General features: G+C 74.0%; 22 protein-coding genes. 18 read left to right on the top strand and 4 right to left on the bottom strand.

Annotation, left to right across the window (positions count from 1 at the left end):
• The first annotated feature begins 1 nt into the window (after position 1).
• Genes IEY93_RS21820 through IEY93_RS21755 form a run of 14 tightly spaced genes read left to right on the top strand, consistent with a single transcriptional unit; the run spans position 2 to position 17074 of the window.
• Positions 2–1045: a radical SAM protein gene (locus IEY93_RS21820; protein WP_189164947.1), complete on the top strand. Its 1044-nt coding sequence runs from the start codon at positions 2–4 to the stop codon at positions 1043–1045.
• Entirely contained in the window at positions 1042–5007 is a 3966-nt protein-coding gene (locus IEY93_RS21815; RefSeq protein ID WP_189164946.1) for a helix-turn-helix domain-containing protein, read from the top strand. Before IEY93_RS21820 ends, IEY93_RS21815 begins: the two co-directional genes overlap by 4 nt.
• On the top strand, positions 5004–5228 hold the full coding sequence (locus tag IEY93_RS21810; protein WP_189164945.1) for a radical SAM-modified peptide, FtsH ternary system-associated: 225 nt from the start codon (positions 5004–5006) through the stop codon (positions 5226–5228). The genes IEY93_RS21815 and IEY93_RS21810 overlap by 4 nt, the downstream gene beginning before the upstream one ends.
• Positions 5225–5791: a hypothetical protein gene (locus IEY93_RS21805; RefSeq protein ID WP_189164944.1), complete on the top strand. Its 567-nt coding sequence runs from the start codon at positions 5225–5227 to the stop codon at positions 5789–5791. The genes IEY93_RS21810 and IEY93_RS21805 overlap by 4 nt, the downstream gene beginning before the upstream one ends.
• Positions 5784–7067, top strand: coding sequence for a ThiF family adenylyltransferase (locus IEY93_RS21800; RefSeq protein WP_203968454.1), 1284 nt, complete (start codon positions 5784–5786; stop codon positions 7065–7067). The genes IEY93_RS21805 and IEY93_RS21800 overlap by 8 nt, the downstream gene beginning before the upstream one ends.
• Complete coding sequence (locus IEY93_RS21795) at positions 7043–8692, top strand: effector-associated domain EAD1-containing protein (protein ID WP_189164943.1); 1650 nt, start codon at positions 7043–7045, stop codon at positions 8690–8692. Before IEY93_RS21800 ends, IEY93_RS21795 begins: the two co-directional genes overlap by 25 nt.
• Positions 8689–9708, top strand: a complete 1020-nt coding sequence (locus IEY93_RS21790; RefSeq protein WP_189164942.1) for a JAB N-terminal domain-containing protein — start codon at positions 8689–8691, stop codon at positions 9706–9708. Before IEY93_RS21795 ends, IEY93_RS21790 begins: the two co-directional genes overlap by 4 nt.
• Positions 9708–10553 (top strand): hypothetical protein, encoded by an 846-nt coding sequence (locus IEY93_RS21785; protein ID WP_189164941.1) that lies wholly within the window; start codon positions 9708–9710, stop codon positions 10551–10553. The genes IEY93_RS21790 and IEY93_RS21785 overlap by 1 nt, the downstream gene beginning before the upstream one ends.
• A complete protein-coding gene (locus tag IEY93_RS21780) occupies positions 10553–12667 on the top strand; it encodes an ATP-binding protein (protein WP_189164940.1) in 2115 nt (704 codons plus the stop codon). Before IEY93_RS21785 ends, IEY93_RS21780 begins: the two co-directional genes overlap by 1 nt.
• Positions 12664–13848: an AAA family ATPase gene (locus IEY93_RS21775; RefSeq protein WP_203968453.1), complete on the top strand. Its 1185-nt coding sequence runs from the start codon at positions 12664–12666 to the stop codon at positions 13846–13848. Before IEY93_RS21780 ends, IEY93_RS21775 begins: the two co-directional genes overlap by 4 nt.
• Complete coding sequence (locus IEY93_RS21770; RefSeq protein WP_189164939.1) at positions 13848–14627, top strand: molecular chaperone DnaJ; 780 nt, start codon at positions 13848–13850, stop codon at positions 14625–14627. The genes IEY93_RS21775 and IEY93_RS21770 overlap by 1 nt, the downstream gene beginning before the upstream one ends.
• Positions 14628–14629: 2 nt before the next feature.
• Positions 14630–14887, top strand: a complete 258-nt coding sequence (locus IEY93_RS21765; protein WP_189164938.1) for a hypothetical protein — start codon at positions 14630–14632, stop codon at positions 14885–14887.
• The gene (locus IEY93_RS21760; protein ID WP_189164937.1) at positions 14880–15485 is read left to right on the top strand and encodes a hypothetical protein; all 606 of its coding nucleotides are present in this window, start codon (positions 14880–14882) and stop codon (positions 15483–15485) included. The genes IEY93_RS21765 and IEY93_RS21760 overlap by 8 nt, the downstream gene beginning before the upstream one ends.
• Positions 15482–17074, top strand: coding sequence for a DUF8588 domain-containing protein (locus tag IEY93_RS21755; RefSeq protein ID WP_189164936.1), 1593 nt, complete (start codon positions 15482–15484; stop codon positions 17072–17074). The genes IEY93_RS21760 and IEY93_RS21755 overlap by 4 nt, the downstream gene beginning before the upstream one ends.
• A gap of 20 nt (positions 17075–17094) precedes the next feature.
• Here the strand turns inward: IEY93_RS21755 and IEY93_RS21750 are convergent, their stop codons facing one another.
• Positions 17095–18750 (bottom strand): carbamoyltransferase C-terminal domain-containing protein, encoded by a 1656-nt coding sequence (locus tag IEY93_RS21750; RefSeq protein WP_189164935.1) that lies wholly within the window; start codon positions 18748–18750, stop codon positions 17095–17097.
• Positions 18751–18781: 31 nt separating this feature from the next.
• Entirely contained in the window at positions 18782–19042 is a 261-nt protein-coding gene (locus IEY93_RS21745) for a hypothetical protein (protein ID WP_189164934.1), read from the bottom strand.
• Positions 19043–19725: 683 nt separating this feature from the next.
• Here IEY93_RS21745 and IEY93_RS39410 point away from each other — a divergent pair.
• The 3 genes from IEY93_RS39410 (at position 19726) to IEY93_RS38450 (ending at position 21895) form a co-directional block, all read left to right on the top strand.
• Positions 19726–19860 (top strand): hypothetical protein, encoded by a 135-nt coding sequence (locus tag IEY93_RS39410; RefSeq protein ID WP_268241574.1) that lies wholly within the window; start codon positions 19726–19728, stop codon positions 19858–19860.
• A complete protein-coding gene (locus IEY93_RS21740; RefSeq protein WP_189164933.1) occupies positions 19861–20970 on the top strand; it encodes a YeiH family protein in 1110 nt (369 codons plus the stop codon).
• 745 nt (positions 20971–21715) lie between these two features.
• Entirely contained in the window at positions 21716–21895 is a 180-nt protein-coding gene (locus IEY93_RS38450; protein ID WP_229691344.1) for a hypothetical protein, read from the top strand.
• Positions 21896–22201: 306 nt separating this feature from the next.
• Here the strand turns inward: IEY93_RS38450 and IEY93_RS21730 are convergent, their stop codons facing one another.
• Both IEY93_RS21730 and IEY93_RS21725 read right to left on the bottom strand, forming a co-directional pair.
• Positions 22202–22606, bottom strand: coding sequence for a DUF3147 family protein (locus IEY93_RS21730; RefSeq protein WP_189164931.1), 405 nt, complete (start codon positions 22604–22606; stop codon positions 22202–22204).
• 79 nt (positions 22607–22685) lie between these two features.
• On the bottom strand, positions 22686–23027 hold the full coding sequence (locus IEY93_RS21725; RefSeq protein ID WP_189164930.1) for a DUF3147 family protein: 342 nt from the start codon (positions 23025–23027) through the stop codon (positions 22686–22688).
• 360 nt (positions 23028–23387) lie between these two features.
• Here IEY93_RS21725 and IEY93_RS21720 point away from each other — a divergent pair, with 360 nt between their 5' ends.
• Positions 23388–23954 carry a cysteine hydrolase family protein gene (locus IEY93_RS21720; RefSeq protein WP_189164929.1) on the top strand — a complete coding sequence of 189 codons (567 nt, stop codon included), beginning with the start codon at positions 23388–23390 and terminating at the stop codon, positions 23952–23954.
• Positions 23955–24200: the final 246 nt, after the last annotated feature.

The following is a 24200-nucleotide window of genomic DNA, read 5'->3' as shown; positions in this document are numbered from 1 at the left end:
CATGGCCCGGACGGGTGCGAGCAGGCCGGGGTGGCGGGCGGGGGTGCTGGGCGAGGCGATGGCCGGCGGCAGGGTGCGGTGCCGGCTGTGCCCGTTCGCCTGCTCGCTCGCCGAAGGACGCACCGGGCCGTGCCAGGTGCGCAGGAACCACTCGGGCGTGCTGGAGACCGCGACGTACGCGGTGGCGGTCGCGCACCTGGACGCCGTCGAACGCAAACCGTTCTACCACCTGTGGCCCGGCGCGAAGGTGCTCACGCTCGCCGCGCCCGGCTGCACCTTCTCCTGCTCCTACTGCGTCAACCACCGCCTGTCCCAGTACGGCCGCGAGACCAGCGCGCCGTGGACCGGCTCCCCCGCGGGGTCCGCCGGCCTGGCGGAGCTCGCGGAGCGGGCGAGGGCGGACGGCGCGCTGCTCGGGCTGTCCTACAGCGAGCCGGGCCTCGCCCCCGAGCTGACCCTGGCGCTCGCCGACCACGGCCTGCCGATCGTGTGGAAGACCAACGGCTTCCTCACCGCCGAGGCGATCGACCTGGTCGCCCCGGTGCTGACCGCGGTGAACATCGACGTCAAGGCCGCCGAATCCGCCCGGCACCGGGAACTGACCGGGGCGCCGCTCGAACCGGTGCTGGACGCGGTCGCCCGGTTCCACGCGGCCGGCGTCTGGGTCGAGGCGAGCACGCCGCTCATCCCCGGGGTGTCGGCCGCGCCGGACCAGCTCACGACCATCGCCCGGCACCTGGCCGCGATCTCCCCCGACCTGCCCTGGCACCTGCTGCGGTTCACTCCCGACTTCCGGATGCGCGCCGAGGCCCCGACGCCGCCCGCCGCGCTGGCGCAGGCGCGCGAGATCGGGCACCGGGCGGGCCTGCGGTTCGTGTACGTGGAGCGGGCGCTCGGCGTGGACGGGCGGCGGACGACGTGTCCGGCCTGCGGGGGCACGCTGGTCGATCGCGGGATCTGGGAGACGCTGGACAACTGTCTGGTCCGCGGCGCCTGCCCCGCGTGCGGCACCCCGGTGCCGGGGCGCTGGGAGGGAGGCCCGTGACCGACACGCTCCTGCGTGCCTGGGCCACCGCCCACGCCCGCTCCGCCGGCCGTTCCGGCATGCCCGCCGCCGCGCCCATCCCGCCCGGCGGCGGCATCGCCCTCGCCGATGTCGAGACCTGGCTGCCGCAGACCGGCGCCGTCCGCAGTCTCGACTACACCGTCCTGCGCGACGGCCGCCCCGCCGTGGTGTGCGCCGACGGCGCGGAGGTCCATGTGCTGGACATGGCGACCGGAGAAGTGATCGGGTCGTGGGGCCTGGCGACCTCGGCCGCGCGCTGGACGCGGGCCGAGGGCACCGACCTGCTGCTGATCGCCGACGGCACCGAGCCGGCGGTGCTCAACCTCGGCATCGACGACGGCTCGGCCGCCGAGACCATCTTCGGACGCGACCTCGCCGCCCAGTTCCTGGTGGCGACGTCCGGACCCAGGACACATCGGCCGCCTGCCCGCACGCCTTATGGGGGGGACCTGGGATTCCAGATCCGGGCGGTGGCCATGTCCCCGCCACTCATCGACCGGGTGCGGTTCGGCGCCGCGCTCCGGCGGCGGCGCACCGATCGCGGGCTCTCTCTCCAGCAACTCGCCGCGCTGTTGGTGGTCCACGAGGCCGGCGAACTCGACCGGGTCGAGCGTGGCGAGCAGCCGCCGACCAGGGAACTGGCACGACAGTGCGACCGCGTGCTCAAGGCGGGCGGGCTGCTGGAGACGGCGCACCGGCCCCGCCACCTGCTCGCCGCCGCCGGGTTGACCGAGGCCATCAGTGTCACCACGCTGGCTCCGCATGACGACGGCGACACCTGGCCTGGGCTGATAGCGCCGCCGAATCCCTGGCTCAGGTCCGTCGGCAACGGTGAGCTCAGGGGGCACCGCGACTGGGTGCTGAGCCTGGCCATGAGCGGCAACGACCTGCTGGCCAGCGGGAGCGCGGACGGGACGGCGCGGGTGTGGCAGATGAACGGCCCTGATGCACTGCCGGATGCACTCCACACCCTGCAGCACGGCGCCTGGGTATCGCACCTGGCGTTCGTCAACCTGCCGCACGGCAACCTTCTGCTGGCCACCGCCGCCAACGACGGCGACGTCCGGATCTGGGACCCGCGCACCGGCGAGCTGCGCCACACGCTCAAGGGCCACTCGATGGAGGCCTCGGGCGTGGCGTGGACGATGCTGCCCAACGGACGGCCGCTGCTCGCCTCCTGCGGGTACGACGGAATCGTCCGGGTCTGGGATGGATACAGCGGCGCGCGGCTCGCCGAGAGCACCCACCGGGGTGGCATCCTGCACGCGGTCGCCATCGGGCACACCCGCGACGGCCGGCTCCGCGTCATCACCGGCGGCGCCGCCGGCGGCCTCGACGTCTTCACCGTGCTCCCCGCCGCCGCCCCCGCACCCACCTCTCCCCCCGGCGGGCCCACGCCACCGGCGACCACCCCGCCCGGCCCCGCCGACCCGAGCACCCCACTCAGCGGGCCGCCAAGAGACGTCACGCCTCCCCCTCCCGCACCTGCGACCGCCTCTGCCGGTCCCGGCGGCATGACCACACCGCCCGGCGGCCCGCCGGGACCGGCTCCATCTCGTCCTTCTGTCCCGGCCGAATCCGCCACCTCCGCACCGGGGGGCGCGGCCGGAGAAGAGCCTGGGGACGTGGGCGGCGGAGCTGTACCACCGATCCGGCACCTCGAACTGCACGACCTCGAACTGCGTGTCCCCCGGCAACTGAGCGACCTCCCCGTTCCGGTCGAGAGATCATTGGGCGCGCCGTTCGGTGCGTTGGTCTTTCCGCTGCCGGCCGATCTGCTCGCGGTTCCTCTCACAGACGGCCGCGTGCTCGTCATGGAACAGGAGACCGGACGTGTGGTCTGCCGTCTCCAGGGACACGAGAAACCTGTGAGGTCGGTCGCCGGGCATCTGGACGCGGCCGGGCAACTGCTGCTCGCCACGGCCGCGCCCGACGGTCAGGTGGGCGTCTGGAACGCGGAGACGGGTGACCGTCTCAGCCTCGCGAAGGACCCCTACGCACCCGTCGAGCAACGTCCCACCCGGCAGGTGACGTGGGTGGTGGAGGAGCACGAACGGCACGCCCTAGCCGCCGCGAAGAGCTCAGGCATGGTGGCTCAGGTGGAACCGGCCGCGTTCAGGACCCTCGCCATCGCCGCCGAGAACGTCTCGGCCAGGACTCCCACGGCGGCCGCATGGGCGGTGGTCGACCAGGCGCGCATATGGATGGCGACCGGGAGCGCATTCGGCGGCGTCATGACGCGGGAGGATGAGAGCCACCAGTGGCGATCCGCCGCGGGCCGGCACTCCGTCACGGTCACCGCGATCGGCTACATCGTGCGCGGGGACGGGCTCGCGCTGGTGGCGAGCGGCGACAGCATCGGCGTCGTGCGCGTCTGGGACAGGCAAGGGCGGCAGGTGAAGGAACTCGGTTCGCACACCACCGGCGCGGTCACCGCGATCACCTGGATACCGCTCCCGGACAGGCGGTTGCTGCTGGTCACCGGGGATGCCGTGGGCACCCTGCACTTCCACGACGGCCGTACGGGCGACCTGCTGGACTGGCGGGCCACTGGTGCGGGCCCCCTGCTGTCGGTGAGCTGGGTGGTCCACCCGGGGGGCCGGGTGGAGCTGTGGGCCACGCATGAGCGGGGCGCTCGGCGCTACGAGCTCGTGGTGAGGCCTCCGGTGGGCGCGGCCACGCCATCGGCCCCGGCGTCCGCTCCGGCCGGGGATGTGGGCATGGCCGGGCGGGCGTTGCTGCGGCTCGGCGAGGGCGGGTTGTGGCCGCCGCTCGGCCTGGTCGACGACCTGGTCACCCTGACCGGCGGAGGCTCCGGACGATTACACGACGAGCGGCTCGCTGCGTTCGCGTCCCATCCGGGCATCGTCCGGCTGCGCGGCCTGTCCTGGCCGGAGGCGGCGCGGGCGGCGTTCGCCGCGCTGCTGGCCGCTCCGCTCGGCCACGACCCGGTGTTCACCCCGCCGTCCGAGGCCACTCCGGGCCTGGCGGACGCGCTGGGCAGGGCGATGGCCACCGGCCCGGCTCGGCAGGCCGCGCCGGCGCACACCGACCTCGACGGGCTCAACCGGGCCGCGAACGCCATCACCGCGCAGACGGTCACCCTGCTGTCGCTGATCGGGCCGGAGCGGTCCGCCGACGATCCGATGCTCGCGCTGCGCATGGGTCACCACGCGCCCGCGCTGCCCCCGCTCTCCGAGCGCCGGCTGCGGCTGCTCGCCGCGCACGCCCACCTGCCGCAGCGGCGGGCGCGCCGCTCGGACGGCGGGACGCCGCGGCATACGCCCGGCACCGCCGGCATCGTCCGGCACGGCAGGCCGACGCACCTGCTGCACACCGATCTGGCGCTGCCGGTGGACCTGTTCAACCTGCGCGCCTTGCAGAGCCAGCTTCTCTACCGGCGGCACACCACGCCGCAGCCGCCGGTCCCCCGCCCGCTCACCCTCGTGCTGGACACGACGCCGCCGACGTTCGGGCCGGTCGAGCAGACGCTGCGGCTGGTCGGGCATGCGCTCGTGGTGGCCTCGTGGGAGTTCGGGTTGCAGCCGCACCTGATCACGCTGACCGACCCGGACGTGGCCTATCCGCTCACCGGTGTGGAAGGGCTGCTGCGCATGTGGACCAGCCGCACCCTCCGCCCGCCGCGCCCTGCCCTGCGGGCCGCGCTCGCCACGGCGGCGGACACCTCCCGGGTCACCGTGCTGCTCACCCACCAGCACGCGCCCGTCGACCACAAGGCCATCGGGCCGGCTCTGCTCCTGGTCACCACCCGGCATCCGGCCGAGCCCGCAGGCCCCCGGCCGCTCAGCCCGTACCACCACGAGGTCCGCCCCGAACCGGGCACGGGTGACCTCACCGCGCTCGTCACGGCCCTTCTCCTGCAGGAGACGGAGCGCGCGGCGGGCCGTTCGTCCGCGTCCGTGAGGAGGCCGCCCAGATGACCGAGCACAGGTTCGTCCCGTCCCTGCCCGACCTGATCGACCCCGCCGAGTACACCGAGCACCCGGAGGGCCGGTTGGTCCGGCTGCGGATCACCGTCACCGAGACCGGGGTCGAGGTGCTCGGTGACGGCATGCGTCCCGAGCAGATCGAAGCGGTCCTCGCGAGCCTGAACGGCCCCGGCGAGGAGGGGCCGGAGATGGAGCAGATGCTGTGCGGTTGAACGACATGCAAGAGGAGTTCGCGCTGGGCCTCGCGGCGGGTCTCGCGCCCCGGCGCGGCGCGCCCGCCGAGCGGCGCGGCACGGCGGTGACCGTACCGGCGCACTGGTGGTTCCACCTGGTCTGCCGGACGTGCGGGCACACGTTCCGGCGGGGGGACCGGGTCCGGTACGACCTGACCGCGCGCACGGCCGAGCACCTGGAGCCGGGCCTGGGCTGCGCGGGCGGGCCCGCCTCCGAGGAGTCCGGCGAGGCGGCCGAGTTCACCGATGGGCTGCTGGCCGGGTGGCCGGCGAACGTGCCGGTGGTGCGGCTCGCCGCGGACGACTGGCGCATCCCGCGGCCGGGACTGCGCACCGCCGCGCCCAAGTGCCGTTACTGCGCGCACACCTTCCGGCCGGGCGAGCAGGTCGTGGTCTGCCCGTGCCAGGTGGCGCGGCCGGTGTGCGGCGCCGCCGTGCACCGCGACCCCGCGCGCGGGCTGTCGTGCTGGGAGCGGTGGCGGCCGGACGGCCGGGTGGAGATCTGCCCGGTCGCCAAGGCACGGGCGGCCGAAAATGACTGAGCCTGGAGCCACGACCGGGACGGCGTACACCCGGCGGTTCGCGGCCGCGAGGCCGTCCCGCGCGACGAGCAGGGGCGACCGGGACGCCGCCGCCGAGGCGGCGCGGGCCGCCGGACCGGGGACGGCGTACACCCGGCGGTTCGCGGCCGCGATGCCGCCCCGCGCGGCGAGCGGATACGACCGGGACGGCGCCGCCGAGGCCACGCGGGCCGCCGGGCCGGGGACGGCGTACGACCGGCAGCGGCTGATCCCGGGGTGGGACCAGCAGCGGCTGGCCCGGGCGACGGTGGTGGTCGCCGGGGTGGGCGCGGTCGGCAACGAGGTGGCGAAGAACCTCGCGCTCGCGGGAGTCGGCCGGTTGGTGCTGTGCGATCCGGACGTGGTCGCGGTGACCAATCTCAGCCGCACGACGCTGTTCTCCCCCGGCGACCTCGGACGTCCCAAGGCCCGGGCGGCGGCCGCGGCGCTGCGCAGGCTGGCCCCGGACGTCGAGGTGGACGCCAGGGTCGCGCCGCTGGTGAGCGGAGCGGGCCTCGGCGAGCTGGCGGACGCGGCGGCGGTGGCGGGCTGTGTGGACACGGTGCGCGCCCGGATGCAGTTGCTCGGCCGCTGCGCGCTGGTCGGCGCGCCGCTGGTGGACGCGGGGACGCAGCCGTGGGGCTGCGAGGTGCGCGTGCGCCTGTCGGCGGAGGAGCCCTGCCACGCGTGCGCGCTGACCGAGCACCAGCGCTCGCACAGCGACCTGCCGTGGAGTTGCGCCGAGCCGCGGGACACCGGTCCGGAGCCGTCCAGCATCGCCGCCACGGCGCTGGCCGGGGCCTGGGCGACCGCGGCGCTGCTCGGTGTGCTGATGGGCCGCCCGCCCGGATGGCGGGTGCTGTCGGCCGACCTCGGCGGCCGGAGCGCGCCGGTGGAGCTCACCCGGGATCCGGCCTGCCCGTACCACCATCCGTGGCAGGGGCCGCCGGAGCGGGTCCGCGCGTCCGCGGCGGCCACGGTGGCCGAGCTGCTGGCCGAGCTGTCGCCGGGCGACGAGCCGGAGACGTGGGCGGAGTTCCCGCTGGCCGCGCACTGCCGTGTCTGCGGGCGAAGCGTCGCCGGTGGGGCCGACCGGTGCGGGGGGTGCGGGGCGCTGGTGCGGCCGGTGACGAGCGTGCGCCTGCGCGAGGCGGCGCCGGGCAACCGGCTGCGGGCACTGGGCGTCGCACCAGAGGAGATCCTGCCGGTACGCGGACCCCAGGGAGAGCACCGATGTGTGCGTTTGAGTCGCGGTTAGGCCCGCGGGACGAGCCGGGCGGCAGCGGCGGAGCGCCGGAGGACATCCGGCTGACCCCCGCAGACCGGGCCGACCTGCTCTCCACGCTCGCCCGGATCTACAACACCGCGAGCCGGGCCGATCCGATCCTGGACGCCATCGACTTCCCCGCCCAGCGCCGCCCGCCGTTCAACGACACCCCGGAGGTCGCCTGGAACGACATCTTCCGGGAGATCCACAACGGTATCGCGCCCGCCGGGTACCGCCGGCTGCTGGAGCACGCGCTGCGGGTGTACACCAGCAATTCGGCGCTGCTGGCCCTGCAAGACCGGTACCTGACCGTGCCCGCCGAACCGTCCCGGCAGGCGGGCACCGTCCATCCCGGGCACCCCGAGCAGGCCGGACGGCCCGAACCGAGCGGGCAGCGCGTACACGGCGGTCAGCACGACCAGGCCCGGCAGGCCGAACGAGCACAGCGGGCCGAACACCCCGGGGCGGAGCAGGGTACGCGCCCCGGCGCACAGCGGGAGCCGCAGGCCGGGCGGGAGGACCGCCCCACCTGTCATGTGATCTTCCGGGCGGACACCGAGGAGGAGCGGACGGCGGCCCGCAATCTGCTGGAGGCGGCGGGCCTGTCCCCCGCCGAAGTGTGGTCCACCCCCTCGTCGGTGTCGTTCCGCATCGACACCGCCGACACCGTCATGGTGCGCGGCATCCTCGACCGCACCGACTTCGGCTGGACGGTCGTCCCGCCCGGCGCGCCCGACTACCTGTTCCGGCAGATCTACATCGAGGGCCCGGACGGCCGCCGGTTCCGCATCTCGGACGCGCCGGCGCAGCAGACGGTGGGGCACGTCGCGGCCGAGGTCGTGGGCGCGTACGGGCCGAACTTCCCGGGCGCGAAGCGGCCGACCGTCGTGGACCACGTCAACCCGGACGGCTCGGGACGGCGGCTGGATCCGGACGGCACCCTGCACGACGAGGGGGTGCGCGACGGCGACGAGCTGCGGGTCGGCTTCCACGCGGTCGCCGCCGCGGTGCACCCGGTGGTCCGCGAGGACGCGCTGTTCCGGGTGAAGAACCAGCTCCTGGACTACGGGGCGGCCCACCCCGACGTGCGGGTGCTGGGCGACTCGCCGCTCGCCCCCACGGAGTACCGCCTGGAGTTCACCCAGCCGAGCTTCGGACCGCCCGCCACACCGGGCGGCGAGCCGGTCCGGATCAGCGAGCACGTGGTGGTGATCATGCTGGGCCCGGAGTTCCCGGTGGTCGCGCCGAAGGTGTTCTGGATGACGCCCTTCTACCATCCCAACGTCTGGCCGAACTACGACGGCCCGCGGATGCGGGAGAACCGTCAGGCCGCCGGGCTGGTGTGCCTCGGGGCGCTGGACGAGTCGTACGACGCGTCGCTGGACTTCGGCGACCTGTGCGCGATGCTGCGCGAGATCGCGGCCTACCGCAACTACAGCGTGTGGAAGCCCGACGGCGGCGTCGACTTCTACGACGGGGAGGCCGCCGCGTGGGTGGAGTCCGAGGAGGGCCGCCGGCGGATCAGGGAGATCGGCGGCACCGACGCGCACGCCCGGCCGCAGCGCCGGGGCAGCTACGTGAACGTCATCGAGTGGCTCGGGGCCGGGGACGCATGAGCTATGAGGTGGAGTTGTTCCGCGGCGCCGACCTGGTGCCGGCCGGCCGGGTGCCACTGGAGCCGGTGCTGCGGCGCTTCTTCGAGAGCCAGCTCGACCAGACGCTGAGCGGGGCGCGCATCCAGCTGCTGTTCCTGCCGGAACGGGAGCCGAGCCCGTCGGGGTCGTTCGAGACCACCGGGGAGTTCTCCATCGCCAACCTGCGCCCCCGGTACGGGCACGTGCAGGTGCGGGTCAAGCTGGACGGCGAGGTGCTGTACCAGCATCCGCACCCGGTGAGCGAGCTGCTGGGCCGTGCCCTGCGGGACACGCTCGCCGAGCTCGCGCCGGACGAGCGGCGCTGGGGGTTCGGGCTGCACGGGCCGAACTTCGAACGCGGCCCGCTGGTGCGGCCGGCGCCGCAAATGGAGCACGGCGTGCAGATCGAGGTCGGGGCGCACCCGCGCGGCCGCGTCTTCCAGCTCGAGGAGCTGCCCCCGCCGGACCCACCGCTGCGCACGCTGGCCGAGCTGGGCGCCGACGTCCCCGGCGACGGGCCGGCGCCGGCCGCGCCGGTCTCGGTGGTGCTCCCGCAGAGCCTGTACGAGTCGTTCGTGGCGACGCATCCGTTCTCGTCGGAGGTGGAGGAGGGCGGCTTCCTGGCCGGGCGGGTCTTCCGGGACATCTCGGGGCCGGAACGGCACCTGATCGAGCTGACCGCGATCATCCCCGCGCAGCGCACCGGGGCCTCCATGCTGAGCTTCACCTTCACCGGGGAGAGTTTCCTGCGGGTCGGGGAGTCGCTGGCCGCGCGCCGCGAGGGCGAGCAGCTCGTCGGCTGGTACCACACCCACCTGTTCGCACCCGGGGGCGGCCTCGGCCTGTCCTCGGTGGACGTGCGGCTGCACCGGACGACGTTCCAGCGTCCCTGGCAGGTCGCGGCCCTGGTCAACATCTCGGGGGACCGCCGGGTGCTGCGTTTCTACCGCAGGTCGGACGGCGGCATGGCGCCGGCCCCGTACTGGACGGCGCCCTGATGGGGGCGGTCGAGACGGCGCAGCGGGTGCTGGACTGGGTGGCCCGCCCGGCGGGGTCGCTACCCAACGGCACGCTGTGGCAGGCGTCGGCACTGGCCGCCCCGCCCTCCGCGGCGCTGGACCGGCTGCGGGAGATCACCCGCAGGAGTGTCGCGCTGCACGGCGCGGGCGATCCGCCGTTCGGCGACCGCTCGCCGGTCGGGGTCGGCGCGGTGCTGCTGGCGGCGGCGATCGGCGGGCGCGACCAGCGCGACCAGGCGGTGCTGATCGCCACCTCGCTCGGCGGGCGGACCGGCCCGGCGGACGCGCTGGCCCGGCACGCGGTGGTCGCTCCCGCGCTCGCGCCGCTGGGCGAAGGTCAGGGCGACGGCCGGCTCACCGAGCGGTTGCTGCGCGCCTCGCCGCTGACCGCGCTGCTGCACCACCCGTCCGGCGACCCCGACTCCGCCGAGGGCCGGGACGCCGAGCGGACGGCGGAGCTGCTGCTGGAGCGTCCGCGCGGGCGCGAGGTGCTGGTCGCGGGGCTGGCGTCGTGCAGCCCGGACGCCGCCGTGCTGGCCTGGCGGGCGTACCTGCTGAACCAGTGGCTGCGGCACGGCCGGCTCGACCTGGTGCGGGACGTCTACACCATGGCGCGGCTGCGGCACGCCCGGCGCTGGGACGAGCAGATCGGGCGGGCCCTGCGCTGGTACGGGGCGCCGAGCGCGCAGATGAGGGCCACGGCGGACTACTGGGCGCCGGCCGGCCGGGTGGACCTGCGCAGGACGCGGCCGGTCGCGCGCGGCCACGAGCCCGCGCTCGGGCTGGTGCGCCGTTATCGCGACTGGACGGGAGGTGCCCGCTGATGGTGTCGCGACGCCCGCATTTCCGGTTCGTGAGCGCCGACCCGCAGCGCTTCGAAGACCTGAGCCTGCTGCACAACGACGAGTGGACGCTGGGACGGCTGCTCCAGGAGGCGCCGGCGCTGCTGCTCGACCCGCCGTTCGCCCCGGACTACCTGGAGGTGACCCTGCGGTCGCTGCGGCTCACGGTCACCGGCGACGCCGGCGGCGCTCCGCTGTACCTCCCGCCGGGCGTCTCGCTCGCGGCGCTCGCTCCGGCCGCGGACACCGGCGGCGACGCCGCGCCCACGGCCCCCGCCGAGCTGGTGGTGGAGGTGGCCACCCCGGCCGGCGGGCCGGAGCGCGAGCGCGCCGAGCCGTCCGGGCATCCGGAGAACCTCGGCGAGCGGGCGGCGGTGCTCATCGCCCACCAGGACGAGATCGACCGGGCGGGCTCGTACCTGCGGCGCGGCTTCTCGGCGCTGATCCAGTGCGAGAAGCTGCTGGTCGAGCACCTGATCGACGCGATCGTCGACCAGTCGGGCCGCACCCGTACGGTGATCAGGGCCGAGGCCGAGGCCGAGGAGTCGCCGCTCGGGCTGCCCTCGGCCGGCCGGCGCAGCGCGCAGCTCGCCGCGCTGGAGAAAGAGGTCAACGACGCCGACGAGGAGCGGCTGGTCGTCATCCCCCACCTGGACCTGCTGGCCGGCGGCAACAACACGGCGATCAGCTCGGAGGCGCGCGAGCTGACCGACGTGCTGTACGACCGGAGCACGCGGGTGCTGCTGGCGTTCACCGACCCGTCCCTGGTGCTGCCGGAGGTGCTGGCGGACCGGTTCTCGGTGCGCCTGGCGCTGGACGTGCTGCCGCGCGAGGTGCTGGCCGCCGACGGGCGCAGGGTGCCGGTCGGGCAGGCGCTGGTGCGGCGGGAGGAGGCCGAGCTGTTCCGCGGCTTCGACCCGATCTCGCTGTACAAGAACATCGCCGGCATGAACGCCGTGCGGCTGCGGCACGGCATGCGGTTCGCCTACCACGAGCACCAGGGGCGGCCCGCGCAGCCGCACTTCACCGACCTGTTGCAGGAGCTGGCGCTGTTCAAGGCGCGCACCTCCAACTCCTTCGAGGTGCCGAACGTGCCGTTCCGCAGGATCGGCGGCTACCAGCCGGTCAAGGACGAGCTGACGCGCGCCCTGACCATCATCTCGGGCGCGGCGGGGCTCGCCGACCTGCCCGAGCAGGTGCGCCAGGACCTGGTGCCGCGCGGGTTCATCTTCCACGGGCCGCCCGGCACCGGCAAGACGCTGTTCGCCAAGGCCGTGGCGACCGAGCTGGACGCGACGATCATGGTCGTCTCGGGTCCCGAGGTCACCGACATGTACGTCGGGGAGAGCGAGCGCAAGGTCCGCGAGCTGTTCGCCGAGGCGCGCAGGAACGCGCCGTCGGTGCTGGTGTTCGACGAGTTCGACTCGATCGCCGCCAAGCGGACCGGCCGCGAGGACGGCGGCAGCCGCGCGGGCAACGCGGTGGTGGCCCAGTTGCTGACCGAGCTGGACGGGTTCCGGCCGGAGGTGCCGGTGCTCATCATCGGCACGACCAACCGCATCGACATCATCGACGACGCGCTGCTGCGGCCGAGCCGGTTCCGGGCCATCAAGATCGACCTGCCGGACGAGGAGGCCAGGGAGGCGATCGCCCGGGTGCACGCCGAGGCGTTCCTGCGCGAGCAGCCCGGCGACGAGCTGTTCCGGATGATCGCCCGGGTGACCGAGGGCATGAACGGCGACGAGATCAGGTCCATCTTCCGGGACGCGCGGGCGGACGAGCTGGTGGGCGGGCCGGAGGCGAGGCCGAGCCCGCGGCGGCTGGGCGAGCTGATCGGCGCGCTGCGCCTGGCGCAGCAGCAGCGGGAGATCGACCAGCGCCGCCCGGTGGGCCGGCCCGCCGAGACCACCGGCTACCTCGCGCTGGTCCGCGACGGCGCCGGCGTACGGGGCGACCACACGCGTTCGCAGGACGGCGGCCCCCGCGCGCAGCGGCCGGAGCACGCACACGCGCGGGGGCACCGGCCGCCGCCGATCTTCACGGAGCTGACGGTGCCGGACGACTCCGGCCGCGGCGCTGCCCAGGAGGACGAGTGAGCCGAACCCCCCAACAGCTCGGGCTGGCCCTCGCGGGCCGTCTCCGCGACGTCAAGGACGTCTTCGTCGACCGGGACGAGGCCGTGGACGTCCTCGCGCTCGGCGCCATGTGCGGCGAGCACGTGCTGCTCATCGGCCCGCCGGGCACCGCCAAGTCGCGGCTGCTGGAGCGGTTCTGCCGCCTGCTGGAGACCGAGCCGTTCAGCTATCTGCTCACCCGGTTCACCGAGCCCGCCGAGATCTTCGGCTCGATCGACGTCAAGGAGTTCCAGAACAACAGCACCTACAAGATCAATACCAGGGGCATGCTGCCCGAAGCGCGCATCGCCCATCTGGACGAGGTGTTCCGGGGCAGCTCGGCCATCCTGAACACCCTGCTCAGCCTGATCAACGAGCGCACCTTCCACGCCGGGCAGACCGTGATGCGCAGCCCGCTGGTCACACTGGTCGGCTCGGCCAACGACATCCCCGACGACCCCGAGCTCGCGGCGTTCAGTGACCGGTTCCTGCTGCGCTGCACGGTCGACTACGTGGGCGACGACGACCTGGACGACGTGCTGGACCAGGGCTGGCGGGACGAGCAGGCCCGCATCAGAGCGAACAAATCAGCCGATGGCGACGGACCGCTCGACCGCGACCTGGTGCCGCTGCACGAGACCGAGCTCACCGAGCTGCAGCAGGCCGTGGCCGCCGTCGACCTGTCGCCGGTCCGCCCGGCGTACGGCAAGATCCTGCGGGCGCTGCGCGCCGAGGGCGTGACCTTCTCCGACCGCAGGGCGGTCAAGGCGCAGAAGGTGTTCGCCGCCTCGGCGCTGCTGCGGGGCAGGACGGCGGCCGACGAGGCCGACCTCGCCCGGCTGGTGCACCTGTGGACCGACCCGCGGGACGAGGCCACGCTGCGCAGGATCATCGCCGACCACGGCGTGCCGGTGGACGACCCGCGCAGCGGCGCCCGGGACCCGCTGCTGGTCCGGCTGGACCTGCGGGAGATCGCCCGGCTGCGCGAGCTGGCCGGCACCGGGGCCGAGCTGCGGCAGCTCGCCCAGGACAACAAGCGGCTCGCCAACGAGGCCCGCCGCCACCATCCGGCCGAGCGCGAGCTGCTGAGCGAGATCGAACAGGAGCAGGCCGCGCTGCTGACCAAGCTAAGAGAGCTCGACCCGGAGAGGTGGCTGGGCTGATGTGCAACCCGCGCAGGATCCAGGTGCGGGCGACCCGGCGGCTGGCCGAGTCGTGGGACCACGAGGTGCGCCGGGCCGTCGAGCTGACCGGCGAGGCCGTGGGCGAGGCCAGGGTCGGCGAACGGCTGGCCGCGTCGGTCGGCGCGCCCACCCTGGCGGCGCTGGCCCGCGTGCTGGCCCGCACGCCGGGCTGGGAGGAGGACGACGACGGCGTCTTCCGGCACCCGCTGGACGGCGGGACGATCTCCTACGATCCGGCGACGCGCGAGCTGGAGATCACGGCCCGGGTCAGCGAGCGGGTGCGGGCCACCGGCACGGCCACCGCCACCGTCCGTGCCGAGCTCGACGACGTGCTGGACGTCACCGGCACGGGCACCTACTACGACGACGGCTGGGGCGGGATCACCCGGCGCGACGCCACCGCGCAGGCCGGCCGGGCCGCCGAGGAGGAGCTGGACCGGCAGGCGGAGCAGGTCCGCGAGCAGCGGCGACGCCGGGCCGAGGAGCAGGCGGGCGCGGGGGTGGCCGAGGAGGCGCGCCGCCGGGCCCGTGACTCGCTGGACGCCGTACGCGGCGCCCGCGGGCGGCGGCTCGACGAGCAGGCGGCGCGCGTGCTGGCCGTCATCGGGGCCGAGGGACGCGCGCTGTTCCACCGGGCGCTGGCCGAGGCGTACCGCGACGCGATCCTGGCCTACGCGCGCACCCGCCGCGCGACCGGCATCACCTGCTCCGAGAGCGACGGCGGCGTGCTGGACATCGAGTTCGAGCTGGAGGTCTGACGGTGCGGGTCAAGGTGCGCTTCCGGTACGACCCCGCCACGGGTCAGGTCGAGTTCTTCCAGGTGGACGACGTCTCCACCGGGCCGCGGGAGGCCGGGCACGACGAGACGCACGACCGCGTCAGCGCCGAGATCGCCGGCGTGGTGGAGCGCGACGCGCGGATCGACGAGGTCCCGCCGGGCACGGCGCCCGCCCCGATCCGGCGGACGCATGCGACCGGAGAGGCCGAACACGAGCGCGACCGGAGTCGCGATGGCTGACGCGGTGCTCTACCGGCAGGCCGCCACCTGTTACGAGCAGGCCGGGCACTGGGCGGACGCGGCGCGCTGCTACCGGCGGGCCGGCATACCGCTGCGCGCGGCCGCCCTGCACGAGCGGATCGGCCGCATCGACGAGGCCGTGGACGACTACGCCGAAGCCGGGGAGGACGAGATCGCCGGCTGGCTGCTCGTCCACCACCTGGACCTGCCCGCCCGCGCCCGCGAGGTCGTGCGCGACGACGCGGGCGACTCGCGGCGTGCGCTGGTGCTGGCCCGCTGCGACCTGGCCGAGGGACGCCCGGCCGCTCTGGTGCTGCCCGCGCTGGCACGGGCGTGCGCCGAGCTGGCCGACGCCGACGGTGTGCCGTTCCCGCATCGCGACCTGGAACGCTGGGCGGTCACCGTCGCCGAGCTGGCCGGCCGGTTCGACCAGGTGGCGTTGATCTTCGCGGCCGCGGTGACCGGCGGGCGGCCCGAGGCCCGGGAACGCTGGGCCGAATGGGCGCGGCGCGTCCTGCGCACCTCACTCGTGCTCCCCGATCCCGTGCAGGGGGAACGGACAGGTTCCGCCGTGATGGAGGAATGGTGGCGGGTATGACGATCCCCTTCCCCGGTTCCGCCTCCTTGGGCGATGGCGACGGCGACGGCTCGCCCCGGGCCGGCGACTCGCCGCCGTTCTACGCGCGGTTCTCCACCGCGAGCGCGGCCCTGGTGTACGCCGGGCAGGTGCACCGCGCCGAGGAGCTCGGCACGGCGCGCTGCCTGCGCGGCGAGGGCGCCTGGTGGCTGCCGGTCCACCTGTCCCTGCGGGCCGCCAGGGACTCGGTGCCGAGCTGCGGCGGCGCGCTGTACGCCGAGCACGACGGCCTGCTCGTGCGCGACCGGGGCTGGGGCGAGGCTCCGGCGCGGGGCACCGGGCCCGAGCGGGCCTCGCTCGCCCCGGTGCCGCTCGCCGAGGTCGTGCGCACGGCGGGACTGACCGCGACACCGCCCGCCGCCGTCGCCCAGGTGACCGTGCTGGCGTCCGGCACGCGGCTGGCCGACCTGATCCGCCGGGCCCTCGACCTGCGACTGACCGTCGCCTATCAGCGGGTGGAGCTGACTCCGCTGTTCGCCGACGGCCCGGCCCGCCCGGCGTACGCGGTGGACCTTGCGGCCGCCCCGGGGGACGTACCGCCCTCGCTGATCGCCGCGCTGGAACGGGACCCGTTCGTCCTGGTGTGCCGCCGCGCCGCGGACGACCTGCTGGTGCAGCACCGGCAGGCGTCGCCGCTGCCCGACCGCGCGCTCGCCGCGCTGGTGGACCACGGCGTGTGGGTGCTCGCCACCGGCGGGCACGGGTGCGCCCGGCTCACCGCGCACGGCGAGCGCCTGCCGGGCACCGCGTTCGTACGGCTCGGCCGCGACGTGCCGCTCACGCCGATGGACCCCGGCGCCGAATGGCCGGACACCCTGCCCGAACCGCCCGAGGTGACCGTGGTGCCCGCCCGGGGCCACGGGCAGCGGGTCGACGCGGTGCTGCTGAGCGACGAGGCGCTGGCCTGTCTTCCCCTGGTGCTGGAGGGCCGGACGCTCGCCGAGACCGCGCGCCTGGTGCGAGGCCGCGACCGGCACCTGCTGATTGCGCCCGGCGGGCTGCTGGAGGACCTGCCGGTCGGCGAGCCCCTGCACTGCCTCGGCCCCGGCCAGCTCTACCTGCCCCTCGGTCACCGCCTGCGGCCCCTGCTGCCCCCGGCGGCGCGGCGCGAGCTGTTCCCCGCGCTCGGCGGCGACGCCATCGTGCTGACCGCCACCGGCGGCCACGCCTTCGCGCTGTCGCAGGCCGTCCCCGCGTGGTACCTGTGGGCCGGCGAGCCGCCCGAGATCGACGTGCAGCTTCCCCCCGGGGTGGAGCGGACGCTGCGCCTGGTGGACCACGAGCTCATGCCGGAGACCGGCGGCGGCGAACGGCAGACGGCGCGCAGGTCGTCGTTCCTCCCCAGGTTCACCCCGCCCCGGCCGTTCAGGACCCGCCGCGGCGCGAACACGCCCACGTCGATCAACCGCCCGGGCTGGCAGGAGGAGGCGTGGGCACTGGAGCAGGCCGGTGATCTGCGCCGCGCGGCCGAACTGCACAACCGCAACAACCAGCCGCTGCAGGCCGCCCGCCTGTACGAGCGGGCGGCGGAACTGGAGGAGCGGCCGTGACCGGACCGGTCACGGCATGATCAGCGGTCGCGCAGGTCGGCCAGGCGGTCTTCGAGCACGACGAAGTCCAGGCCGATCGCCCGCGCGGAGCGCAGCGCGCCCTCGGCGTCGTCGACGATCGGCTCACCCCGCTGGTTGAACGAGGTGTTGATCGCCACCGGCGGGGCGCCCTCGGCCTTGAACCGCTCAAGGACGTCCCACATGACACCGTCCTCCCGGTTGATGACCTGCGGGCGGGCGGTGCCGTCCACATGGACGGCGGCCGGGACCTCCTTGGCGCCGAGATCGGTCATCAGGCTCGCCCCCACCATGTAGCGATGCAGGGTGCTGGCCTCCCAGTGGCGGCCCTCGCTCTCGGGCAGGCCCACCGGGCCGAGCGGACGCCACGGCTCGCGGCCCTTGGCGCTGTTGACCCGGTCGCGCATGTGCTCGTCCGTCGCCGCCGCGATGATCGACCGATGGCACAGCGCGCGCGGCCCGACCTCGGCCCGCCCGGTCACCACCGCGCCGATGCGCCCCTCCAGCAGCCGCCGCGCGATGCCGCCGGGCGTGGCGTCCACCGCCGCGAGCCCGTGCCGTCCGAGCGCCCGATCGATCTCGCGGGCCGGCAGCCGGCGGCCCAGATACGGGCTGAGCGGCGCGCGGGGCCGGGGCGGGGGCACGACCGCCCACGCCGCGCCAAGGGAGACGCCGGCGTCGTGCGGCACCGGCGGGACGTACACCGGCGGGGGCAGCAACCCGTTGGCGGAGCAGTTGAGCGCGACGCCGCCGGACAGGCACAAAGCGTCGTGCCCGGTGAGGTCTCTGGCCCGCCGGGCGAGCAGCGCCATGACCTCCTGCAGGCTCGCCTGGGCGCTCCAGGCCAGCCGGACGGCGTCCGGCTCCGCGTCCAAGCCGAACGATCCGCCGCGCGGCGGGCGGAAGCCGAGCCGGGCGAAGTGCGCCCACCAGGCGTCGATGACCTGCCGGTGCAGAGCGTACGGCGGCAGGTCGAAGGGCGGGTCGAACCCGCCGGCCCGCACGTCGAAGATCGGCCACGGCTCGACGCCGCGGGCCTTGCCGTACGCCGCGAGGCCCATGGTCTTGCCGGCCTCCAGGAAGGTCATCCCGAGGATGGTGGAGACGGCGTCGTACATGTAGCCGAGCGAGTGCGGAAGCGGCCAGCGCTCGCGGCGCACCAGCATGCGGCCGTGGCGGGCGTCGTAGATCGAGATGCTCTCGTCGTCGCCGTTGCCGTCCACCACCAGCACGGCCGCCTCGGCGTGGCCGGAGGCGTAGAAGGACGCGCAGGCGTGGGCCAGGTGGTGCTGGACGAAGACCACCTCGGGGTGGCGCAGGGCGTCCACCCGCCAGCCGAGCCCGTTGGTCAGCAGGTCACGGGAGTCACCGAACCGCCAGGCACGGCCGGGCACGGGCGGGTCGAGGGCGAAATCGGTGCGCGTGGCGTGCCGCGGCATGTCCCAGCCCACCGCGACGACGTCCACGTCCGCCGGAGTGATGCCCGCGATGTCCAGGCACGCCTGGGCCGCCCGCGCGGGATGCTCGCGCAACCCGTGCTTGGCGCGGCCGGCGCGCTCCTGTTCGACCATCGCGTGGACCACCCCGTCGCCGTCGACCAGGCAGGCGGCCACGTCGTGCCAGCCCATCGGCGGCGCGTTGAGTCCGAGGACCCACATGTCACGTCCCTTCCACCGGGCGGCCGCCGCCTCACCGTGCCGCGCCGCCACCGTCCGGACGCCCCGCCGGGCGACCGTCCATCGCCGGCAGTTCGCTGCCGAGCATGGCCTCCGACCAGATCGCCCACGGTCGCCGGGCCGCCTCGCCCCACCTGGGCGGGCTCGCGGCGTCCGTGCGCACCTGGGCGGCGGGCCGGTGGCGGCGGTCGCGGTCGCGCGGTGGTCCGATCAGCGCTTCGGGGTCGTCGTCCCGTACGACCGGCGCCCGCCGGACGTCGGCGTTCTCGGCCACCGCGGGCCCGCGGCACGCGGGAGATCACGCACAGGGTAGCGGGCCGGGTCACGCCCGGCCGCCCATTCCCGCCCGGGCGCAGCGAGGGCGGCGGGGCCGGAAAATGCGGGCGGGCACCACCGTAAAGCTGCTTCCGCGCGAGCGCGGCGCGATATTCACCGGGTCAAAGCCCGGTAGGCGAGGAAACACGATTGACTCCGGTCAATGGCGTGGCGCCGGCTGGAAAGGCAGCGGACGACACCTCGGTGGCGGGCAAACCCGCACGCCGCTCGACCGCACCCGTCCAGCTACGACCGCACACCCGAGAGATCCTAACGACTCGGTCACGCCCCGGGCAATATTGGAATGACAATACAACGACGGCGGCTGTTGTTTTCCCAGTAAATGCACTCGCCGGGCGGACCGCCGTGATGAAAGCATCACGGCACGCGCCCGGCGAGAGGTCGCACATCTCGTACTGGGCCCCCTGTGCGGAGGGACGGAAGCCGGCCGCGGCGGGCCGAGCGGGCACGGGGGGCGTCCCTGGCGACGCACAGTATTCCATGTATTACCTATTGACTTATAGGTTAATCTGCCAGAACCTTAGGACGTGGCTGTGAGTGACGGCCTCACTCCCGAAGGCGGCCCACCGGCCGCGGAAAGGCACCCCCCATGAGCGCGCTGCGATCGCCGGAGGCCACGTCATGAGCACGCAGGAACCTCCCACCAGTGGCGAAAGCCGTACCGCCCTCAACGAGGACTGGGCGGCGACCATCGTCGGCCTCGTGCTCCTCGTGCTGGTCATCACCGGCGTCATCCCCACCGGGCTGGTGCCCTAGATGAGCACCGAACAGAGCACCCGGGCCGAGTCCCGTACCCCCGCCGCCTGGCACTGGCCGGTCGCCGGCGTGCTGGTCGTGCTGCTGCTCGGCGCGGCCACCCGCCTTCTGGACAAGAACGTCGCCGCCTGGTTCGCCGGGTCCGGTCTGGCCAAGGCGATCGAGTTCCCGGTCTACGCGATCATCCTCGGCCTGCTGGGCAACGCCGTGCTCACCGCGGCCGGGGTACGCGACCGGCTGTCCGGGGGGTTCCGCACCGAGTTCTTCATCAAGACCGGCCTGGTCCTGCTCGGCGCGTCGATCAACCTCAAACTGATCGTGACGGCGGCCGGACCGGCCATCGTGCAGGCCATCGTGCTGATCAGCACGGTCTTCCTGTTCACCTGGTGGCTGGGCGGAAAGCTCGGCCTGGACGACAGGCTCCGGGCGCTGCTGTCGGCCGCGGTGTCGATCTGCGGGGTCAGCGCCGCCATCGCCGCCGCCGGGGCCGTCCAGGCCAGACGCGAGCAGCTCGCCTACAGCGCCAGCCTGGTGATCGCCTTCGCGCTGCCGTCCATCTTCATCCTGCCCGCGCTCGCCTCCGCCCTGGGGCTCAGCCCTGAGGTGGCCGGCGCCTGGATCGGCGGCAACATCGACACCACCGCCGCGGTCACCGCCGCAGGCACCCTCGTCGGCGAGAACGCGCTGGCCATCGCCACCATCGTGAAGGTCACGCAGAACGCTCTCATCGGCGTCGTGGTCGTCGCGCTGACCGCCTGGTTCGCCTTCCGCGTCGAACGCACCGCCGGCAGCCCCCGGCCGAGTGTGGCCGAGCTGTGGCGGCGCTTCCCGAAGTTCGTCCTCGGCTTCGTGGCCGCCTCGGTCATCGCGACCTGGTGGCTCACCACCGTGCCGGCCGCCGAGGGCAAGGCCGTCATCGGCGTCGCCAACGACCTGCGCACCTGGTTCCTCATCCTGGCCTTCGTCAGCATCGGCCTGGAGTTCCGGGTCGCCTCCCTCAAGGACGCCGGCTGGCGTCCGGTGGGCGTGTTCGCCGCGGCCACCGTCGTCAACGTCGTGGTCGCCCTCGTCCTGGCCGCCCTGCTGTTCAGCGGCTTCTCGGCCGGATAGCACGACCACGCGATCACGTCCCGCCGGGCCCGTTACCCCGGTGGGACCACTTCGGGGGACCGGGGCGCGGCCCGGTCCCCCGAAGCGCTGCCCCAGCGGGGTACAGCTCGCAGAACCACAAACCCGGACGAGCGGCCCCGGAGCCCCGAGAAAGGCAACGGAACCCGGCTCCCCCGAGCGTCACGCTTCCCGCCTGGTTGTACCGGGTCATTAGGTTGGTGACAGTCGTAGTTCGGTGACCGCATACGTTCACCGGGCGCGGCTCCACACTCCGGCCACGTGCTGGAGGTGATCGGCGCCGGATCGGCGGGTCGTGGTACGGCGATGCCAGCGCCGCCTACGGCGTCCGACCGGTCCGGCCTCCCTATCGATGCTCCTTATCCGGCTCCCGCGCCCACCCGGTGCGGAGTACGTCCACGCGCGCGACAGGGAAAAGCGCCCAGGATGGGGGGCACGACCATCGGTCACACGGCTGCACATCCGCTGGACACCGCCTGACCTGCGGCGAGTCCACCGCCCTCCTGGCCCAGGGGCGTGTCGTGGAGCGCGCACCATCGCCTCCCGGACCCGCGCCTATCGTCCACGAGCGGAACGCCGATAGCCCCTATCGTCCACCCCTAACTTTTCGGTGGTGAGACGGAAGCCGGTCGATAACGTCCGGATAGCGCCCCCTCATACCTTCGTAATTGCCAGCAGGGAAACGGCACCGGGAAGCGAACCGGAGCCACTGAGAAGGGCCGCCGAAATGACGAAGAACCTGAAGTCCGCCGCCATCCGGATCGCCATCGTCACCACCGTCGCCTTCGGGGCGAGCGTCACCATCGCCGGCATGGCGCAAGCCGACGGCTCTCCTAGCTCGATCGCTCCGACCTCGAACCTCACAGTGACCCCGGCTCAGACCCAGTCCGGGCCTCCCTGGGCCTGATCGCCCCTCTCAGCGGCTGAACGGCGGCCAGCGGCCGGAGAATCATTCTCCGGCCGCGTTCGTCGTTTTCCGAGGGTTTTCACAATCGTCATTCCGGTGATCTGGCGGAACGACGGAATAACATTCACCGCCGGCCACCCCTAATCTGTTATCAGGTCCCCTATCCCAGGACCCCTCCCCTGCCACCCCAGCCCGGCCGCCCCGTACACGATCTCCAGGCGATTTCCAGCGCACCACCCCCATCCGCGTCCTGGTTCGTCCGTCCCGGACCGCCTCACGAACGCTCCCCGTACGCCGCCGCCCCGCTCAGCGACTCGCGCGACGGTTATGGACGATCAGATAAAGGGCGATGGAGACGGCACCCCAGACGACGGTCGCGACCACCATCGCCAGCGGCGCGGGGATGAGAAGGACGAGCAACCAGACGCAGGCGGCGAAAGCGATCATGCCGACCGCGCCGAGCACCGCCCCGCGGGCGTCCTGCACGACCGGGACGCGACTGCGTTCTTCGTCCTCGATCAGCGTCAGCGTCGCCGCCATCACCGCGGGGAAGGCGAGGAAGACCCCGCCCGCCTGCTCGCCCCAGACGGTGCCCACCAGGCCGGCGACGACGGAGACGGCCAGGCCGAAGGCGAACCGCAGGGCGAGCCCTACCGGCGAGACCTCGCGGATCTTCCCAGGCCGAATGCGAATGCCCCCGGGCCTGTTCATCCTCGCCGGCCCATCCCGCTCGCACCCGGCCCGCGTCCACGCCGCCTTCGCCCCGTCGTAGTGCTCCCCGCTCGGCCGTTCATCCGAGCAGCACCCAGCCGAGGCCCGCGACGGCCGCCCAGACCAGCACCGCGAGCACGGTCCCCGCGACCGCTCCCAGCCGCCGCACCAGCGACACCGCCGAGGCGCAGTAGGCGACCAGCGCCACCGCTCCGATGATCATCCCGTACGCCGCCTTCGCGACGTCCGCCGGGCCGAGGGTGACCAGGGTCACGGCCATCCCCGCGAGCGCCACGGCAGGCCCGGCGGCGAAGATCCCGGCGAACCGCTTCGGACTGACGATCTCACCGACCAGGGCGAAGGCCATGACCAGCAGGCCGCCGCAGAGCCCTCGTACGGCCAGCGTCGCCACCTCGCCCACCGCCGCCCTCCTCCCCGCGGCCCCCTTCCCCTTCCGAACCGGCCGCCACCGCAAACGGATATCCCGAGTACATGCCCGCGATCAGTACATCTCGATCACCCGAGCACCCTTGCTATGAGTCACGGAACTCCCGCCTGAGCCGGACCACCACTCCGCCGCCCAGCCGTGGCCGCGAATGCCAGGTGCCGTGGTAGTCCCGGTTTCCACCACCTGCCCCACCATGCTCACTGCAGCCACGGTCAGACCTGCGAGCACAGGAGCAGCGCGGTGTCCGATGCCTGGGCCCGTACGAGGTCGCATTGTCGGTGCCGGCTTCTACTGTGAGCGGCACACGACCGTGCCGACACAGGAGGCTCCCCTATGACGACTCTGCCCGAGCGGCCGAACACTGCGTTGCTGGTCATCGACGTCCAGAACGGCGTGATGGCCGGTGCGCCGCACCGCGACGGCGTGATCGCCAACATCAACACGCTGATCGACAAGGCGCGCGCCGAGGACGTGCCGGTGATCTGGGTGCAGCACTCCGACGACGGTCTCAAGCAGGGCAGCGAAGAGTGGCAGTACGTGCCCGAGCTGGTGCGCGCCGACGCGGAGCCCCTCGTGCACAAGCTCTACGGCGACTCCTTCGAGGACACCGAGCTGGAAGCCGTGCTCGCCGAGCGTGGGGTCGGCCGGCTCGTCGTCACCGGCGCCCAGACCGACGCGTGCGTCCGCTCGACCCTGCACGGCGCCCTGGTCCGCGGGTACGACGTGACCCTGGTCGGGGACGCGCACACCACCGAGGACCTCACCGCGTACGGCGCGCCCTCCCCCGACCAGGTGATCGCGCACACCAACCTCTACTGGAAGTTCCAGACCGCCCCCGGCCGCACCGCAGGCACCGTCGACACCACCGAAGTCACCTTCACCCCCGCCGCCGTGAACTAATCCGCTTCCGCCACAGCGACCCGTCCGCCGTCAGGGGATCGCCCCCGGACGCGTAACGGCCACTCACGACAGCAGCCGGAAGGGCACGACGTAGCCGGTGCCGAGGACTTGGCCCCGCGTGAGCCCTCGGTGGGGAGGGCTCACACGGTCAACAGGTCGCTGAGCGAGGGAAACGAGCTCGCTTCGGGCTCAGGTGCCGAAGCGACCCGCCTTGAGGCCGGACAGGAACCGGGACCACTCGCCAGG

Origin of the sequence: Sphaerisporangium melleum, assembly GCF_014646695.1 — a bacterium.
In the GTDB taxonomy this organism is placed as follows: domain Bacteria; phylum Actinomycetota; class Actinomycetes; order Streptosporangiales; family Streptosporangiaceae; genus Sphaerisporangium; species Sphaerisporangium melleum.
Note: the sequence above shows the minus strand (reverse complement) of the source record. Positions and strands in the feature narration are given on the sequence as shown.

Coding starts and splice junctions, on each gene's coding strand:
- IEY93_RS38450 (WP_229691344.1), top strand. CDS start 21,716: ATGACGAAGAACCTGAAGTCCGCCGCCATCCGGATCGCCATCGTCACC.
- IEY93_RS21800 (WP_203968454.1), top strand. CDS start 5,784: ATGACTGAGCCTGGAGCCACGACCGGGACGGCGTACACCCGGCGGTTC.
- IEY93_RS21790 (WP_189164942.1), top strand. CDS start 8,689: ATGAGCTATGAGGTGGAGTTGTTCCGCGGCGCCGACCTGGTGCCGGCC.
- IEY93_RS21720 (WP_189164929.1), top strand. CDS start 23,388: ATGACGACTCTGCCCGAGCGGCCGAACACTGCGTTGCTGGTCATCGAC.
- IEY93_RS21810 (WP_189164945.1), top strand. CDS start 5,004: ATGACCGAGCACAGGTTCGTCCCGTCCCTGCCCGACCTGATCGACCCC.
- IEY93_RS21755 (WP_189164936.1), top strand. CDS start 15,482: ATGACGATCCCCTTCCCCGGTTCCGCCTCCTTGGGCGATGGCGACGGC.
- IEY93_RS21760 (WP_189164937.1), top strand. CDS start 14,880: ATGGCTGACGCGGTGCTCTACCGGCAGGCCGCCACCTGTTACGAGCAG.
- IEY93_RS39410 (WP_268241574.1), top strand. CDS start 19,726: ATGAGCACGCAGGAACCTCCCACCAGTGGCGAAAGCCGTACCGCCCTC.
- IEY93_RS21730 (WP_189164931.1), bottom strand. CDS start 22,606: ATGAACAGGCCCGGGGGCATTCGCATTCGGCCTGGGAAGATCCGCGAG.
- IEY93_RS21780 (WP_189164940.1), top strand. CDS start 10,553: ATGGTGTCGCGACGCCCGCATTTCCGGTTCGTGAGCGCCGACCCGCAG.
- IEY93_RS21785 (WP_189164941.1), top strand. CDS start 9,708: ATGGGGGCGGTCGAGACGGCGCAGCGGGTGCTGGACTGGGTGGCCCGC.
- IEY93_RS21820 (WP_189164947.1), top strand. CDS start 2: ATGGCCCGGACGGGTGCGAGCAGGCCGGGGTGGCGGGCGGGGGTGCTG.
- IEY93_RS21740 (WP_189164933.1), top strand. CDS start 19,861: ATGAGCACCGAACAGAGCACCCGGGCCGAGTCCCGTACCCCCGCCGCC.
- IEY93_RS21750 (WP_189164935.1), bottom strand. CDS start 18,750: ATGTGGGTCCTCGGACTCAACGCGCCGCCGATGGGCTGGCACGACGTG.
- IEY93_RS21770 (WP_189164939.1), top strand. CDS start 13,848: ATGTGCAACCCGCGCAGGATCCAGGTGCGGGCGACCCGGCGGCTGGCC.
- IEY93_RS21795 (WP_189164943.1), top strand. CDS start 7,043: ATGTGTGCGTTTGAGTCGCGGTTAGGCCCGCGGGACGAGCCGGGCGGC.